Raw genomic sequence first — 16,969 nt, forward strand, 5'->3', positions numbered from 1 at the left:
TATAGTCTTTGAAGACGGCGATGGCGGCACGCATGCCGCCATCCTGCCGCGCGAGATGGCTTAGACCTGAATCGCTTCGGGATCGGTCTTTTCGAGTTCGACCGATGCGGCCAGCAACCCAAGCCGCGCCACGACGCCATACATATAGAAGCGGTTCGGCGGCGCCGCGCCGGGCTTCGCGTGCGCATCGGGCAGCGCCGTATGCTCGAAGCCGAGCGGCACGAAGTGCATGCCCGGCGCGTTCAGGTTCTGGTCGCGCTCGCGGCTGCCGTGCACGCGATAGAAGCCGCCCACCACATAGCGGTCGATCATGTAGACGACCGGCTCGGCGACTTCCTCGCCGATGCGCTCGAACGTGTACACGCCTTCCTGCACGATCACGTCGTGCACTTCGAGGCCGTCCTTGGTCGCGGCCATGCGCGTGCGTTCGCGCTTCGTCAGCGCGGCGACTTCCGATGCGTCGTGCACGGTCATCACGCCCATGCCGTAAGTGCCCGCATCCGACTTGATCACGACATACGGTTTTTCGGAGATGCCGTACTCGCGATACTTGCGCGCAATTTTCTTCAGCACGCCGTCGATCGCATCGGCCAGCGCTTCCTCGCCGGTGCGCTGCTGGAAGTCGACGCCCTCGACGTGCGCGAAATACGGATTGATCATCCACGGATCGATCTCGACCATCTTTGCGAACTTCTTCGCGACGTCGTCATAACACGAGAAATGCGTCGACTTGCGGCGTACTGCCCAGCCCGCATGCAGCGGCGGCAGCAGGTACTGCTCGTGCAGATTTTCGAGCACAGGCGGAATGCCGCCGGACAGGTCGTTGTTCAGCAGAATCGAGCACGGGTCGAAGTTCTTCAGCCCCAAGCGCCGCTGCGAGCGCTCAAGCGGTTCGAGCACGAGTTTCTGGCCGTCGGACAGCGCGATCGTGACCGGGCCGTTGATGGTTTCGTCGAGCGTGCCGAAGCGTACGTTCAGGCCCGCCTGGCGCATGATCGACGCAAGCCGGGCGACGTTTTCGAGGTAGAACGCGTTGCGCGTGTGGCGCTCCGGAATCACGAGGAGATTCTTCGCGTCCGGGCAGATCTTTTCGATCGACGCCATCGCGGCCTGCACCGCGAGCGGCAGCACTTCCTGCGGCAAATTGTTGAATGCGCCGGGAAACAGGTTGGTGTCGACCGGCGCGAGCTTGAAGCCCGCGTTGCGCAGATCGACGGAGCAATAGAACGGCGGCGTGTGCTCCTGCCATTCAAGCCGGAACCAGCGTTCGATAGCGGGCGTGGCGTCGAGGATCTTCCGCTCGAGGTCGAGCAGCGGGCCGTTTAACGCCGTAACTAGGTGCGGAACCATTGATCACTCGCAGACTGGAGAAAAAAGATTGTAGAGCAAATGCTTTGTCCATTTGGGGACGGTTTCTCCATTCGCAAGCAGACCCGAATGCATTCTCCCTATCTCGATGATAGGCGCGGAAAATTGCCGTTCGCAACCCGATCAGCAAGAAAAAAGCCCGCCATGAAGGCGGGCGAATTTTGCTGCGCTCAGCTTTTTCCTGACTGGCGGGCCCGGGAGCGCGGGCCCGCAGCGGAACAGATTCTTCGTTATTCGACTTTCTCGCCGTGCAGGCTCACGTCGAGGCCTTCACGCTCCTGCTCTTCGGTCACGCGGATGCCGATCACCAGGTCGATGATCTTCAGCAGCACGAAGCTCACCACGCCGCTGTAGATCAGCGTCGTCAGCACGCCCTTCGCCTGCAGGATCACGTTGCCGTCGAAGCCGCTGATGTCCTTGACCGCGAACACGCCTGTGAGGATCGCGCCGATGATCCCGCCGATACAGTGCACGCCGAACGCGTCGAGCGAGTCGTCGTAGCCCATCTTGTGCTTGAGCCACGTGGCCGACCAGAAGCAGACCACGCCCGCGACGATGCCGATCACCAGCGCGCCTACCGTGCCGACGAAGCCCGATGCCGGCGTCACCGCCACCAGACCCGCGACCGCGCCCGACACGATACCGAGCACCGACGGCTTACCCTTGGCCGCCCATTCGGCGAACATCCATGCGAGCGCCGCCGCGGCGGTCGCCACCTGGGTCGCGAACATCGCGAAGCCGGCACGGCCGTCCGCCGCTACCGCCGAACCCGCGTTGAAGCCGAACCAGCCGACCCACAGCATCGCGCCACCGATCAGCGTCAGCGTCAGGTTGTGCGGCGCCATCGACTCCTTGCCGTAGCCGACGCGCTTGCCGAGCACCAGACAGCAGACCAGACCCGCGATACCCGCGTTGATGTGCACCACCGTGCCGCCCGCGAAGTCGAGGATGCCCGCGGTCGCCAGCCAGCCGCTCGGTTCCCACACCATGTGCGCGATCGGCGAGTAGACGAGGATCGACCACAGCGTCATGAACACCAGCATCGCCGAGAACTTCATGCGGTCCGCGAACGCACCGGTGATCAGCGCCGGCGTGATGATCGCGAAAGTCATCTGGTAGACGAAGTAGACCGTCTCGGGGATCGTCGGCGCGAGATGGCTGACGGTCAGCGTCGTGGCCTTGTCGCCCTTGATGTAGTTCATGCCCGTCATGAACACGCGCGAGAAGCCGCCGATGAACGAGTTGCCCGGCGTGAACGCGAGGCTGTAGCCGACCACGGTCCAGACGATCGTCACCAGACAGGTGATCGCGAAGCTTTGCATCAGCGTCGCGAGCACGTTCTTCTTGCGGACCATGCCGCCGTAGAACAGTGCGAGGCCCGGAATCGTCATGAACAGCACCAGCGCGGTGGAAGTCAGCATCCACGCGGTGTCGCCGGAGTTGATCTTCGACGAATCGACCGAGAACGGTGCGGTCGGCGCGGCCGGCGCGGCTGCGGCTGCGGCAGCCGACGCGTCGGTGGCGGCCGGTGCGCTTGCGGCCGGCGCGGCGGACGCTTCGGCGGCGGGAGCCGAAGCAGCCGGGGCAGCGACTGCGGCGGAGGCGTCCGGTGCGGGCGCGCTCGCCGTCGTATCGGGAGCGGAGGCGGCCGCGGGAGCGGACGCGTCGTCCGCGAGGGCGGTGCCGACACCGGCCGCCAGCAGCGAGCCGGCCATCAGCAGGGACATCATGAGTTTGCGCATCTTGGTTTTCCTCTTGTCGCGATCCGTGTCGCTATGCTCTGATTTTTTACAGTGCGTCCGCGCCGGTCTCGCCGGTGCGGATCCGAACCACCTGCTCGATCGGCGTGACGAAGATCTTGCCGTCGCCGATTTTGCCGGTTCGCGCCGCGCGCTCGAGCGCCTCGATCGCCTGATCCACGATGTCGTCCGATACCGCCGCTTCGATCTTCACCTTCGGCAGAAAATCGACCACGTATTCAGCGCCCCGATACAGCTCGGTGTGGCCCTTCTGCCGTCCGAAGCCTTTGACTTCGGTCACCGTGATGCCCGACACGCCGATCGCCGACAGGGCTTCGCGCGCTTCATCCAGCTTGAACGGCTTGATGATTGCGGTAATGAGTTTCATAAAATCCTCGCTAGTTGTTGCTGAACCGTTGCTGCCCCGTGGCGTACCCGTGACCGCGGTCTCCTGCGCTCCCGGTAAAAGTGTCCTGGCAGTGCGCGCGCGGCAGTAACAGCAACTCCTATGCCATATCGTGTCTGACTGCGCGTCGCGCGCGTGGCGCAGCGCGCCCGGGCGGCCTTGTCCGAACGGCCAGCAGCGCGGCCGGCGGTGGCGCGGCGGGGGGATCGTTGCTAGAGTGTTCGAACGTTCTGAACGCGAGGCGCGCACCAAACACGCTCACGAGGCCGCGGCAGCGAAGCAGCCGCGCGCACCAGGACCGCCCATTCGCCGCAACGGGGCACGGGCGCAATGAAACATGCACATTTTTTGTGCACCAAGGGGAACACGATGAAACAACCGAACGACGTTTTTAACGACTTCCAGGCTCGCGTCAGCGATCTGTTCAAGAATTCGCCGGCCAAGGATGTCGAACGCAACGTCAAAGCAATGCTGACGCAGGGCTTCTCGAAGCTCGATCTGGTCACGCGTGAGGAATTCGATACGCAGACCCAAGTGCTCGTGCGTACGCGCGCGCGCCTGGAAGAACTCGAGCGCCGCGTCGCCGAGCTCGAACAGAAGCTGCCGCTCACGCAGACGCCGTAAGCACTGGTTGCAGCCTTCGCGCTGCGCCGTGCCGCACATCACCGGCAAGCGGGCCGTGACGTCATCAGCGTTTTAGGGGGATTTGCGCGCGAAGTGAGCGCGCTGTCCGACGGGAGGGAATATGTCGCTTGCCGTGGTGCGCAGCCGCGCGCCGGCCGCTGGCCGTGCGCCCGAAGTGACCGTCGAGGTTCACCTCGCCAATGGACTGCCGTCCTTTTCGATCGTCGGCCTGCCCGACCTGGAAGTGCGCGAGAGCCGTGAGCGAGTGCGCGCGGCGCTGCAGAACTGCGGTTTTGATTTCCCGGTCCGCCGCATCACCGTCAACCTCGCGCCCGCCGATCTGCCGAAAGAATCCGGTCGTTTCGATCTGCCTATCGCACTCGGCATCCTCGCCGCGAGCGGGCAAATTCCGGCCGAATCGCTGCTCCATCGCGAGTTCGCCGGCGAGCTGTCGCTGACCGGCGCGCTGCGGCCGATGCGCGGCGCGTTCGCGATGGCATGCGGCACCGCACGGGGCGCTCTGACGAGCGCAGACGCCGACGCATCATCTGAAACGCGTTCCGCGCTGCCAGCCCTCCTCGATCAGGTAACCGGGCAGGCGTTCCACACCCCACAGCTCTACCTGCCGGCCGCTAGCGCGGCGGAAGCGGCGCTCGTGCCCGGTGTCGATGTGTACGGCGCCGCCGATCTGCCGTCGCTATGCGCGCACCTCGCAGGCGCGCCTGACGCGCGTCTTAGCCCAGTCGCCGCACCCGAGCTCTACGAGCACGCCGCCGCTCCGGCGCCGGACATGGCTGACGTGATCGGCCAGCGCGCCGCGCGGCGCGCACTCGAAGTCGCGGCGGCCGGCGGCCATCATGTGCTGCTGATCGGGCCGCCCGGCGCCGGCAAGTCGATGCTCGCGGCGCGCCTGCCCGGCCTGCTGCCGTCCATGACCGACGACGAAGCGCTCGCTTCCGCCGCGCTGCTGTCGGCGAGCCGCATCGGCTTCAAGCCGTCGCAGTGGCGGCAGCGGCCGTTTCGCGCGCCGCACCATTCGTCGAGCGCGGCGGCGCTGGTCGGCGGACGCAATCCGCCGCAGCCTGGCGAGATCACGCTCGCGCATCTGGGCGTGCTGTTTCTCGACGAGCTTCCCGAATTCGACCGCGTGGTGCTCGAAACGCTGCGCGAGCCGCTCGAAGCCGGCCGGATCACGATCTCGCGCGCCGCCTGGCAAGCGGACTTCCCCGCTGCCTGCCAACTGATCGCCGCAATGAACCCGTGCCCGTGCGGCTGGCGCGGCGATCCGGGCGGGCGCTGCCGCTGTACGCCCGAAGTTGCGGCGCGCTATCTGCGTAAATTGTCGGGACCGCTGCTCGACCGCATCGACATCCAGCTGGAAATTCCAGCTCTGACCGCCACCGAACTCGCGGCCCGCGCCGTTACCGCCGGCGAAGCAAGCGCGGCGATCGCACACCGCGTGAGCGCTGCGCGCGAGCGGCAACTGGTCCGGCAAGGCAAGACCAACCGCGAACTGGACGGGCGCGAAGTCGACGATGTGTGCCGCCCGGACGCAGCAGGCGAGGCACTGTTGCGCGAAGCCGGCGAGCGGTTTGGCTGGTCGGCGCGCGCGTACTACCGGGTGTTGAAGGTCGCGCGCACCGTCGCGGATCTGGCTGGCGAGGCGATGCCGAGCGCCGCGCAGATCGCCGAGGCAATCCAATACCGCCGCGCTTTTGGCTCGTTATGATGAGAAAAAACTACTGTCAAGACTTGACTTATTCACACAGCCACGATCCTGTTAGATTTTGATACAAGTCGAAAGCGCGCAGACAGGCATCTCTCTAAACCGTTGATTTAATTGACTTTTTTAAAACGCCCTGCGCTCATGGATTTTGACGAAAGGCCCGTCTGATGGGCTTTTGCGGCCTTTGAAGGCGACTTCTCAACAGAGTTATCCACAGGTTGTGCGCGTAACTCAAAAAGTTCAACGTAAACCGGTAATTAGCGCGCAAACCTGCGAAGGAACTTTCACTGCATTCGGCATTTTGAGGCGCGTCCGTTCGGCCAAAAATACCGCGTTCAGTAGAGTTGGAACGACGAAAAAAACTGGTCGACCTGGTCTTGCGGCAGCGGTTGATCGGCGATGATCGCCGCCTGGTACACGTGCCGGCCGCGCGCGACGAGCCGCGCATACACGGTGCGCGTTTCGTGTTTGGCGCCCGCGGCGCCGCTCACCGTCATTTCCTGCCCCGGAATCTTGCCGCCCGCGGCCAGCGGGATCTGCACCGCGTGAGCATCGGGTGTCGCGCCGACGTTGCGCGCCAGTCCCGCGCGCAGGAAATCGAGTGCGGCGCGCTGCGTCGCATCCCTATCGTCGGGCAGCATCACGGTGCCGACCGCGAAGACCGCATTGCCCGCTTCGGCAGTCTGCATCGCCATCTGCATGAGTGTGCCGTCGATCTTCACCGCGCGCTGGTCGTTGCCCGGCTTGGCCGGGAAGTCGACCGTATAGCCCTTGTCGTTATTCATCACGGTGCGCCAGTCAAAGGTCGGCGAGCAGGCGCTGAGCGCGACGCCGAGCGCCAACGCGGCCGTCATCGCGCCGAGCACGGTACGAGCATGACCGGGTCGCGTGAAAGCGCGAAGGAAATGGCCCGCCGGCTGGAAGACGTCCGCACGGCGGGCGGGAATTCGGCGGATCAACGGAAAGCGGCACGAAACGCGGGCAACCAAGCGGCAGACGCGAAGAACGATTTGGAGCATGGGGCGAAAGAGATCGGGCTTGCGGAGCGTAAAACGCCATTATCCGCTGATCGGCTTCCGGCCCGTCGCGCCGAGCCGCACGCTTCGGCCACCTCGGCGCAGCCGCCCCATTGCAGCTACAATGGAAAAGCCATTCAGCACCGGCCCGAGCGCCATTGCACCGACCCATTGTTCCGCGCCGCGCGCGACTCACGAGGTTCCGTCCATGAGTTCCAATTCACCGACCGCCGCCCGGCGCACGAACCCGCTTCGCTATCTGATTGCGGTGGCCGTGGCCATTGCGCTCGCCGTCGCCGGTTACCTGGCGTTCGCCGGTCAACAGCGCGTGCCAGATGCGACCTTCACGCTGCTATCGGGACAGAAGCTCACGACCGCGGACCTGAAAGGCAAGGTTTATCTGGTCAATTTCTGGGCAACGAGCTGCGACACCTGCATGAAGGAAATGCCGCAGATGGTCGAGACCTATAACCGCTTCAAGGGCCAGGGCCTCGAATTCGTCGCGGTGGCGATGAACTACGACGCGCCGATGTACGTGACCAACTACACGCAAACGCGTCAGCTGCCGTTCAAGGTCGCCATGGACGACGGCTCGGCCGCCAAGCAGTTCGGCAACGTGCAGCTCACGCCGACCACCTTCGTCGTCGATAAAGACGGCAAGATCCTGAAGCGCTACGTCGGCGAGCCGCAATTCGCGGAACTCGACCAGTTGCTCGCGAAAGCGCTGAAAGCTGGCGCGGCTTAACCCCGGTCAAGCAATCCTCAACGCGCCGGCGCAATTTCCCGCCGCCGGCGCGTTCCTCCTCACCGCTCCCCATCCCCTTTGGCCGCAAGGCCATATCGCTTGATCTTCTCGTAGAGCGTCGCCTTGCCGAGCTGCAGCCGGTCCGCCGCGACCGCGACCACGCCGCCCGCCTGTTCCAACGCCTCGGCGATCATCGCGCGCTCGAACTGCTCGACACGCTCCTTCAGCGGATGGGGGGCCCCGTCGTCTTCGTCGAACGACAGCACCGGTTCGTCGGCGATGCCGAGTACGAAGCGGTCGGCGGCATTGCGCAGCTCGCGCACGTTGCCCGGCCAGTCGCGCTGCATCAGGCTCGCACGCTGGCGATCGGTGAGGATCGGCGCCGGCCGCTGATAACGGACCGCCGCATCGAGCAGAAAATGCTCGAACAGCGGCACGATGTCCTCGCGGCGCTCGCTCAATGGCGGCAGCGCGATCGTCACCACGTTGAGCCGGTACAGCAGATCGCGCCGGAACGAGCCATCCGCGACATGCTCGGCCATATCGCCCTTCGCCGCCGCGACCACGCGGCAATTGACCCGAATCGGCTGATTCGAGCCGAGCCGCTCGAGCACGCCATCCTGCAGCACACGCAGCAGCTTGACCTGCAGCGCGAGCGGCATGCTCTCGATCTCGTCGAGAAACAGCGTGCCGCCCGATGCATGTTCGAGCTTGCCGATCCGTCGCTTGGCCGCGCCGGTGAACGCGCCCGGCTCGTAGCCGAACATTTCCGATTCGAACATCGGCTCGGGCAGCGCGCCGCAGTTCACCGCGATGAACGGCTTGTCGCGCCGCGGCGACAGCTCGTGCAGGCTGCGTGCGATCAGCTCCTTGCCCGCGCCGGTATCGCCGTTGATCAGCACGGACGCGTCGGTTGGCGCGACGTTGGCGATCAGCCGCCGCACCTGCTCGATCGCCGGACTGCGGCCGATGATGCGCGGCGCCACCGCGTTCTGCCCGGCCAGCTCACGGCGCAGCGCGAGGTTTTCGAGCACGAGCTTGCGGCGCTCCATTGCACGCCGCACGGTTTCGATCAGCCGCTCGGATGCGAACGGCTTTTCGATGAAGTCGTAGGCGCCATCGCGCATCGCCTGCACGGCCATCGAGATATCGCCGTGGCCGGTGACCAGAATCACCGGCACGTCGGGCGCGCGCTCGTGGCACTGCGCGAGCAGATCGAGGCCGCTCGCGCCGGGCAGCCGGATATCGCTGACGATCACGCCGGAAAAGTCCGCGCTGATCAGCTTCGCCGCCGCCTCGACCGATGCATGGCCGATCACGTCGAAGCCGGCCAGTTGCAGGCTCTGCACGCTCGCGCGCCGCACCAGTTCGTCGTCTTCGATATACAGCACTTGCAGGCCGTCGTTCATTGCGTGTTCCGGGTGATGCGTCAGTGTGAAATCAGGAGCCCGCCGTCAGCGGATCGTGCGAAGGACTGGTCTGCACGCGCGCGCGACGCAGTGTCAACACGAATGATGCACCGCCTTGCGGCGCGTTGCGCGCGACCAGCGAGCCGCCGCAATCACGCGCGATCGACGACGAAATCGCGAGGCCAAGGCCGAGCCCCTGGCCCATTTCCTTCGTCGTGAAGAACGGTTCGAACAGGTGCGGCAACACGTCGTCGGGAATGCCGGGGCCGTTGTCGCCGACCGCGATCGACAGGTTCGTGGCGCCCGCCTCGACCTCGACCGTGATACGCGGCGGGTTCATGCCGGCAGTTGCGTCGAGCGCGTTGCCGAGCAGGTTGATCAGCACCTGTTCGAGCCGCAGATCGTCGCAATTCGCGATCAGCTCCGGATGATCGTCGGCGAGATTCAGCGGCGAGCGCGCGACGGTGTCAGCCTCGGCATCGATCAGCACGAATTCGAGCTCGACGCCCTGCAGACGCTTCTGCAGCAGCGCGACGACGTTGCGCAGCGCCCGCACGATCGACGCGCGTGCGCTGCGTGGCCGCGCGCGGCCGACGAACAGCTTCAGCTGATTGGTGATCTTGCCCATGCGCTCGGTGAGCGCCGCGATCGCTTCGAGATTCTCGCGCGCCGATGCCTGATCGCCGCGTTCGAGCAGCACGCGGGTGTTGTCGGAGAAACTGCGCAGTGCCGCGAGCGGCTGGTTCAGCTCGTGCGTGATGCCGGCCGCCATCTGGCCGAGCGCGGCGAGCTTACTCGCCTGGATCAGTTCGTCGTGCGCGGCGCGCAGCTCCTGTTCGGCGCGGGTGCGCTCGGCGACTTCCTTTTGTAGCTGCTGGTTCGCCTCGGACAGATCCGCGGTGCGCTCGGCGACGCGCTGATTCAGTTCGGCATACGCCTTCTGCAGCAGCGCGCGGCTGCGCATCACTTCGCGCACGCGCGCGCGCCGCATGCGCCAGTAGAACGCGAGCAGTACCAGCGACACGTAGCCGAAGCCGGTGACGATGGTCGCCTTGAGCGCGTCGGCATCGACGGGGTCGACTGGGGACATCGTGATCAGATGCCAGTCCGGCTCGCCCATCGCGTGCCGCGACGCCAGGTAGCGCGGTGCGAGGCGCCCGCCGCCGATCCGCAGAATCTGCGCATTGCCTTCGAGCATGCGCTCGACCGTCACCGGCAGCGGCTCGATCGGCTGCTGCGCGTACTGGCGCGCCTGATAGATCGAATCGGCGATTCGGCCGGGCAGCGGCCGGATCGTGTGGTATTTCCACGCCGGCACCGACGACAGGAAGATCACGCCATGATCGTCGGTGACGACGAGCGGCTCAGACGCGTCGACGCCCTGAAACCATTCGAGGTCGAGCTTGACGACCGCCACACCGACGATCTTGCCGTCGCGCCGCACCGGCTGCGAGATGTAGTAGCCGGGCGCCTGCGAAATCGTGCCGATGCCGAAGAAGCGGCCGACGCCGCCATTCATCGCATCGACGAAATACGGCCGGAACTGATAGCCGGCGCCGACGAAGCTGCCCGGGCCGCGCCAGTTGCTGGCGGCGACGCAGTAGCCGTCGAGCGAAATGATGTAGGTGACCGTCGCGCGCGCATGGCGGTTCAGGTCTTCGAGATAGAGATTCGCGCGCTGGACGTTGGCGGGGTTCGGATCGATCAGCACGTCCTGCACGATCGGATGCTCCGCGAGCAGATAAGGCAGCGATTCGTAGCGCTCGAGCGTGCTCCTGAGCGCGCTCGCGGTGCGCTCGGCGCGCACGGCGGCGTTGCGCCGCAGCGTGTCGACACCGCTTTTCCACGCAAGGCTGTAGGTGAGCCAGCATGCCGCCAGGAGCCCGGCTGCGAGCGCGAAGAGAATCAGCAGGCGGCGGGTCACGTTGGTAAGGTCCGATAGATGAGCATCGGACATTGTGGCATAGGGCGGCAAGGGCTCGCCGCCAGAGGTAGGCGTCGAAGGTGCCGGGGACGCCGGAGCGACAGCAGACGCCTCGGAAAGACGTGCGGACGCCGGTTTCATGCTCAAGCGTCCGCGCTGGTCACGACTGGGTTGGCGAGCGCGGCTCAAACGCCGGCCGGCTCTTTGACCGCCACCTCGCCGCGCAGCACCTTGTTCAGCCTGGCGCGATCGAGCTCTTTTTTCCCAGGCCGATACGACGACCGTCGCGACACCGTTGCCGACGATGTTCGTCAGCGCGCGGCACTCGCTCATGAAGCGGTCGATGCCAAGGATCAGCACCATGCCCGACAGTGGAATCGTCGGCACCACGGCCAGCGTCGCCGCGAGCGTGATGAAGCCCGCGCCGGTCACGCCGCTCGCGCCCTTCGAGGTCAGCATCGTCACCGCGAGCAGCGTCAGCTGCTGGCCCCACGAGAGGTCGGTGTTGGTCGCCTGGGCGATGAACAGCACCGCCATCGTCATGTAGATGTTGGTGCCGTCGAGGTTGAACGAGTAGCCGGTCGGCACCACGAGGCCCACCACCGAGCGCGAGCAGCCGAGATTTTCGAGCTTCTGCATCAGTTGCGGCAGCGCGGCTTCGGACGAGCTCGTGCCGAGCACGATCAGCATCTCTTCCTTGATGTACGCGACGAAACGCAGGATGTTGAAGCCCACCATCCGTGCGATTGCGCCGAGCACGACCACCACGAATACGATCGAGGTCAGATAGAACGTGCCGATCAGCTTGAGCATCGGCAGCAGGGAGCCGATGCCGTACTTGCCGATCGTGAAGGCCATCGCGCCGAACGCGCCGATCGGCGCGAGCTTCGTGATGATGCGCACCATGCCGAACAGAATGTGCGAGAGCCCTTCGATGAAGTTCGTGACGGGCTTGCCCTTCTCACCGGCCGTCGCGAGCACGGCGCCGAACAGCAGCGCGATCAGCAGGATCTGCAGGATTTCACCCTGCGCGAACGCCGACGACAGCGTGTCCGGAATCAGGTGCATGAAGAAGTCGACGGTCGACTGGCCGTGCGCCTTCGCGGCGTACGACGCGACCGCGCGGCTATCGAGCGAGGCCGGGTCGACGTTGAAGCCGGCGCCGGGTCGCAGCAGGTGCGTGGCGGCGAGGCCGAGCACCAGAGCGAACGTCGAGACGATTTCGAAGTACAGCAGCGCCTTGCCGCCGACGCGTCCGACCTTCTTCATGTCTTCCATGCCGGCGATGCCCGTCACGACCGTGCAGAAAATGATCGGCCCGATCACCATCTTGATCAGCTTGATGAAGCCGTCGCCGAGCGGCTTCATGTCGGTGGCGAGATTCGGGTAGAAATGTCCGAGAACGATGCCGATGATGATCGCCACGATCACCTGGACGTACAGCACTTTATGGATAGGTTTCTTCACGATGGTTCCTGCGAGGGATATGAGCGAATGACCCGCCGCGACGCGCGACACGCGAACGAAACGTCGTCACGTGCGCGCCCGATTGCGGGCCGCTGCAAAGACGACGAATTCAGAAATACCGGGAAGGGAAATCGGACATCGTTGTCTCCTTGCTTTTATGTCGGGCCGTGGCGGCCACGCGTTTTAAATTGCAAAGTCGATGCCAGTTTAATTTCAGACTAAGCGCCTTGATTCTTATGGGTTTTTTGACAAGGCGCGGCGCGCGCCGTCCGGGATTCCGGAAATCCGGACGAATGCCGTCGGGGAATCCGGAATCCAGTGCGCGCACGGTTGCGGGAAAACCCGCAGGGGTTGGTGCGAAGCTCGCGAGCGCGACTTCAGCTCAACAGATCGATCCGATCCGTGCAAATCATGTCGACGCCCCATTCTTCGAGCACCCGCGCGCGCGCCGGATCGTTCACCGTGTACGCGAGCACGCGCAGCCCGGCCGCGCGGATCTGCGCGACCAGCGGCTCGCTCAGATAACGGTGACTCGCGTGCAGCGATGCGCAGTCGAGCTCACGCACGATGCTCAACCAGTCCGCCGGCACCTGCTCGAACAGCATGCCGCGCGGCAGCGACGGCGCGGCAGCGCGCGCGGCGGCGAGCGCGTCGAACGAAAATGACGACAGGAGCGGCGGCGTCCGCCCTCGCCAAAGCTCGAGCGCGCCTTCGGCGACCAGCGTGCCGGTGATGACTTCGCGGCCCGGACACGGCTTGATCTCGATGTTCGCGGCGATGCCGTCGCGCGCGCAACGCCCGGCCGCGTCGGCCAGCGTCGGCAGCCGCATGCCGGCGAATTCGGCGCCGCGCCACGCGCCGGCATCGAGAGCGGAGAGTTGCTGCCACGTATGCATGGCCGCGGGCCCGTGGCCGTTGGTCGTGCGATCGAGCGTGTCGTCGTGCAGCAGGAACGGCGCGTTGTCGGCGGACAGCTTCGCGTCGAATTCGACCATGCGATAGCCGTAGCGCACGCAGGCGTCGAAACCGGCCAGCGTGTTTTCCGGCGCGAGCGTGCCGCCGCAGCGGTGCGCGATCAGCCGCGGATAAGGCCATTGCGCGGAGGTCCCGCGGTCGATCCCAGTTGCCACGTGTCGTTTCCTTACTGATAGATGAACGGTTCAAAAAAAGCCCGCACATCGGCGGGCTTTTTCGTTTTTGCGGGCGTGAAGCGACGCAACAGCGGCGAGGCAACAGCGGCGAGGCGTCAGCGCGTCAGACTACGCCGGCTCCATGCGCCTGCACGTCGGCGTGATAGCTCGAACGAACCATCGCGCCCACCGCGGCGTGCGTGAAGCCCATCTTGTACGCCTCTTCCTCGTACATCTTGAAGGTGTCCGGATGCACGTAAGCGCGCACCGGCAGATGGTGCTCCGACGGCTGCAGATACTGGCCGATCGTCAGCATGTCGACGTCGTGATCGCGCAGATCGCGCATCACCTGCAGGATTTCCTCTTCGGTTTCGCCGAGACCGACCATCAGGCCGGACTTGGTCGCGACGTGCGGATGCAGCGCCTTGAAGTCCTTCAGCAGCTTCAGCGAATGCGCGTAGTCCGAACCCGGGCGCGCTTCCTTGTACAGACGCGGCACCGTTTCGAGGTTGTGGTTCATCACGTCGGGCGGCGCCGCGTTGAGGATGCCGAGCGCGCGGTCGAGGCGGCCGCGGAAGTCTGGCGTCAGGATCTCGATGCGCGTTTCCGGCGACAGCTCGCGCGTCTGACGGATACATTCGACGAAGTGCGCCGCACCGCCGTCGCGCAGATCGTCACGGTCGACGCTGGTAATCACGACGTACTTCAGCTTCAGCGCGGCGATGGTGCGCGCGAGGTTAGCCGGTTCGTCGGCGTCGAGCGGATCGGGACGGCCATGGCCGACGTCGCAGAACGGGCAGCGGCGGGTGCACTTGTCGCCCATGATCATGAAGGTCGCGGTTCCCTTGCCAAAGCATTCGCCGATGTTCGGGCAGCTCGCCTCTTCACACACCGTGTGAAGATTGTGCTCGCGCAGGATCTGCTTGATCTCGTAGAAGCGCGAGTTGCCGGTGGCCGCCTTCACGCGAATCCAGTCCGGCTTCTTCAGCTTTTCGATCGGGACGACCTTGATCGGGATGCGCGCGGTCTTGGCTTGCGCTTTCTGCTTCGCGGTAGCGTCGTAGGCGGCGGGGGCCGGCACGCCTTCGGGCGCGGGGTTGGCTGCTGCGGAATTCGCGGTTACGTCAGTCATTCGTTCGATCCAGTCAGGCGGTGAGCGCACCGGCCTGCGGTTGGGCGACGGCCGCGGGATTGCCGTCGAGGTTTGCGGTGAGACTTGCTGCGAGGTTACGGGCCACGTCGTCCCAGCCGGCGGCGACGCCGAGCGTCGCCATGTCGACCGTTTCGAGCCCCGCGTAGCCGCATGGATTGATCGCGAGAAACGGAAGCAGGTCCATGTTCACGTTCAGACTCACGCCGTGATAGCTGCAACCGTTGCGGATTTTCAGGCCAAGCGCCGCGATCTTCGCGCCGGCATGCGACCCGGCCTCGGGCCCGGGCGCCACGTAGATGCCGGGGGCGCCCGCCTTGCGTTCTCCGGCGAGATTATACGCCGCCAGGGTGTCGATCACGGCCTGCTCGATCCGTGTGACCAGCTCGCGCACCATCAGCTTGCGCCGGCGCAGGTCGAGCAGCAGATACGCGACCACCTGGCCGGGCCCGTGATACGTGATCTGCCCGCCGCGGTCGACCTTGACGAGCGGAATGCTGCTGTCGGCCGCGAGCAGGTGAGCCGGATCGCCGGCCTGGCCGAGCGTGAAGACGGGCGGATGTTCGACGAGCCAGATTTCGTCGGGGGTGTCGGCGGTGCGGGCGTCGGTGAACGCGCGCATCGCGTCGAAACTGACCTGGTAGGGTTCGAGGCCGAGCCAGCGCAGCTTGGGTGGCTCGATGGCAGCTAGAGGAGACGGAGAAACCGGGGTGGCGCACATGATCCCGCGAGTTTACCGAAATCTCGGAAACCGCGCCCGAGGGGACGGGACGCAACGCAGAGGGACTGGCGCGCCGCCAGCCCCATCGTAAGACGCGGCGCAGCCGCCGCACCCACGCTCAAACCGTGCGCCAGCCGCCGCGCACGCGCATCATCCAGCGCTCGCCGATGCGCGCGAACCAGTTCAGCGCACGCTTGTCGCAGCGGGTCGGCACCGAGAACGTGACCTTTGCGAACGTGGCGCCCTCTGCGCTGAGCCAGAGCCGCTCGCCGCGGCGCAGATGCAGCGTCTGGCCGGGCTGCAGCCAGTAGTCTTTGGTGTCGTCGCTGCGCGTAACCCACACCGCGCCGCCGCGCACGATCAGCTTCGTGCTGCGCGCGACCTTCAGCGGCAGCGTGTCGCCAGTGCGGATTTCATATGCAATGCTAGAGGAAATTTCTCGCATGAGGCCCTCGCCAAAAATCGTTTCCTGACTAGAATCCTAGGTGCAGCAAGGACTTGGGCAAAACGATCAATTTTCACCTCTATGTGAGAAATATTGCGATGGACCTGCGTCAACTCCCCGCTCTGAACGCGATCAAGGCGTTCGAAGCCGCCGCCCGCCACGAGAGCTTTTCGCGCGCCGCCGACGAGCTCTTCGTCACGCACGGCGCGGTCAGCCACCAGATCCGCGGGCTCGAGGCCGAGCTCGGCGTGTCGCTGTTTGCGCGTGACGGCAAGCGCGTGCGCCTCACCGAAACCGGCCGCCGTTACGCCACCCAGGTGCGCGCCGCGCTGATGGAACTCGCCGATGCGACCCGCGCGATACGCGCCGGTGACCGCGAGCGGCGCCTCGTGATATCGATGCTGTCGTCGTTCGCGGCGCGCTGGGTGACGCCGCGCATCGGCAGCTTTATCGAGGCGAATCCGCAGTGGGATCTCGAGCTGCTGACCACCAACGCGCTGACGGACTTCGCGCGCGACGACGTCGACGTGGCGATCCGTTTCGGCTTCGGCAAATATCCGGGACTGCACGCCGAGCTGCTGCTCGACGAGATTTTCTTCCCGGCCTGCTCGCCCAACTTCAACGGCGGCAAGCTGCCTCAAACCCCGGCCGATCTCGCCAAGGTCCCGCTGCTGCGCTCCGACGACGAGCTATGGCGCCCGTGGTTCGACGCCGCCGGCCTCACCGACTGGCCGGAGCCGAAACGCGGCGTGCTGTATCAGGATTCGTCGAATCTGCTGCAGGCGGCCGTCGACGGCCAGGGGGTTGCGCTCACGCGCCGCTCGCTCGCGATGCACGAAATCGCAGCAGGCAGGCTCGTGCGGCTATTCGATGTGGATGGGCCCAGCCCGTGGCAATACTATCTGGTCTGCCTGCCGCAGACGCTGGAGACCGCGCGGGTCAAGGCGTTTCGCGACTGGGTGTTCGACGAGGTGGCGCGCTTCAGGCAGCTGTTCGATCTCGCCTGCGCGGCGGGGCCCGAGGCGAGTGCGCGCCTTGCGGCGGAGGGGGCGACGGCGGACGCGTTGCGCGCCGCGCCGTGAGGTGAAAAACCGCGTGC

The 16,969-nt window shown here is 65.5% G+C and carries 14 protein-coding genes and 1 pseudogene; 4 read left to right on the forward strand and 11 right to left on the reverse strand.

What is annotated here, in order from left to right; translation table 11 throughout:
• Positions 1-60: 60 nt before the first annotated feature.
• From gshA to QFZ91_RS13600, 3 genes are all read right to left on the reverse strand, one after another.
• On the reverse strand, positions 61-1,350 hold the full coding sequence (gene gshA, locus QFZ91_RS13590; RefSeq protein WP_018434736.1) for a glutamate--cysteine ligase: 1,290 nt from the start codon (positions 1,348-1,350) through the stop codon (positions 61-63).
• A gap of 248 nt (positions 1,351-1,598) precedes the next feature.
• Positions 1,599-3,110, reverse strand: a complete 1,512-nt coding sequence (locus QFZ91_RS13595; protein ID WP_429567526.1) for an ammonium transporter — start codon at positions 3,108-3,110, stop codon at positions 1,599-1,601.
• A 46-nt stretch (positions 3,111-3,156) separates the two neighbouring features.
• A complete protein-coding gene (locus QFZ91_RS13600) occupies positions 3,157-3,495 on the reverse strand; it encodes a P-II family nitrogen regulator (protein ID WP_013088261.1) in 339 nt (112 codons plus the stop codon).
• A 387-nt stretch (positions 3,496-3,882) separates the two neighbouring features.
• Between QFZ91_RS13600 and QFZ91_RS13605 the strand changes: the two genes are divergently transcribed.
• A complete protein-coding gene (locus tag QFZ91_RS13605; RefSeq protein WP_176109667.1) occupies positions 3,883-4,137 on the forward strand; it encodes an accessory factor UbiK family protein in 255 nt (84 codons plus the stop codon).
• 121 nt (positions 4,138-4,258) lie between these two features.
• Positions 4,259-5,866: a YifB family Mg chelatase-like AAA ATPase gene (locus QFZ91_RS13610; RefSeq protein WP_429567527.1), complete on the forward strand. Its 1,608-nt coding sequence runs from the start codon at positions 4,259-4,261 to the stop codon at positions 5,864-5,866.
• Positions 5,867-6,198: 332 nt separating this feature from the next.
• Here the strand turns inward: QFZ91_RS13610 and QFZ91_RS13615 are convergent, their stop codons facing one another.
• A complete protein-coding gene (locus tag QFZ91_RS13615) occupies positions 6,199-6,882 on the reverse strand; it encodes a hypothetical protein (protein WP_429567528.1) in 684 nt (227 codons plus the stop codon).
• 205 nt (positions 6,883-7,087) lie between these two features.
• Here QFZ91_RS13615 and QFZ91_RS13620 point away from each other — a divergent pair, with 205 nt between their 5' ends.
• Positions 7,088-7,624, forward strand: coding sequence for a TlpA disulfide reductase family protein (locus QFZ91_RS13620; protein ID WP_176122234.1), 537 nt, complete (start codon positions 7,088-7,090; stop codon positions 7,622-7,624).
• A gap of 59 nt (positions 7,625-7,683) precedes the next feature.
• On the opposite strand, the gene QFZ91_RS13625 is transcribed toward QFZ91_RS13620, so the two are convergent.
• The 7 genes and pseudogenes from QFZ91_RS13625 to QFZ91_RS13655 all read right to left on the reverse strand — a co-directional run bounded on the left by QFZ91_RS13625 (position 7,684) and on the right by QFZ91_RS13655 (position 15,870).
• Positions 7,684-9,033, reverse strand: a complete 1,350-nt coding sequence (locus QFZ91_RS13625) for a sigma-54-dependent transcriptional regulator (protein ID WP_429567529.1) — start codon at positions 9,031-9,033, stop codon at positions 7,684-7,686.
• Positions 9,034-9,064: 31 nt separating this feature from the next.
• Positions 9,065-11,098 (reverse strand): sensor histidine kinase, encoded by a 2,034-nt coding sequence (locus QFZ91_RS13630; RefSeq protein WP_429567530.1) that lies wholly within the window; start codon positions 11,096-11,098, stop codon positions 9,065-9,067.
• 44 nt (positions 11,099-11,142) lie between these two features.
• Positions 11,143-12,427, reverse strand: a pseudogene (locus tag QFZ91_RS13635) (dicarboxylate/amino acid:cation symporter).
• 374 nt (positions 12,428-12,801) lie between these two features.
• Entirely contained in the window at positions 12,802-13,554 is a 753-nt protein-coding gene (ugpQ, locus tag QFZ91_RS13640; RefSeq protein WP_429567531.1) for a glycerophosphodiester phosphodiesterase, read from the reverse strand.
• 124 nt (positions 13,555-13,678) lie between these two features.
• The gene (lipA, locus tag QFZ91_RS13645) at positions 13,679-14,686 is read right to left on the reverse strand and encodes a lipoyl synthase (protein WP_429525503.1); all 1,008 of its coding nucleotides are present in this window, start codon (positions 14,684-14,686) and stop codon (positions 13,679-13,681) included.
• Between the two features lie 13 nt (positions 14,687-14,699).
• Positions 14,700-15,425: a lipoyl(octanoyl) transferase LipB gene (gene lipB / locus QFZ91_RS13650; RefSeq protein WP_429567532.1), complete on the reverse strand. Its 726-nt coding sequence runs from the start codon at positions 15,423-15,425 to the stop codon at positions 14,700-14,702.
• A 118-nt stretch (positions 15,426-15,543) separates the two neighbouring features.
• Positions 15,544-15,870, reverse strand: a complete 327-nt coding sequence (locus QFZ91_RS13655) for a DUF2917 domain-containing protein (RefSeq protein ID WP_176385419.1) — start codon at positions 15,868-15,870, stop codon at positions 15,544-15,546.
• Positions 15,871-15,968: 98 nt separating this feature from the next.
• Between QFZ91_RS13655 and QFZ91_RS13660 the strand changes: the two genes are divergently transcribed.
• A complete protein-coding gene (locus tag QFZ91_RS13660; protein ID WP_176122239.1) occupies positions 15,969-16,952 on the forward strand; it encodes a transcriptional regulator GcvA in 984 nt (327 codons plus the stop codon).
• Positions 16,953-16,969 lie beyond the last annotated feature (17 nt).

The sequence above is a fragment of the Paraburkholderia sp. JPY419 genome (genome assembly GCF_050435705.1).
Taxonomy (GTDB): Bacteria; Pseudomonadota; Gammaproteobacteria; order Burkholderiales; family Burkholderiaceae; genus Paraburkholderia; species Paraburkholderia youngii.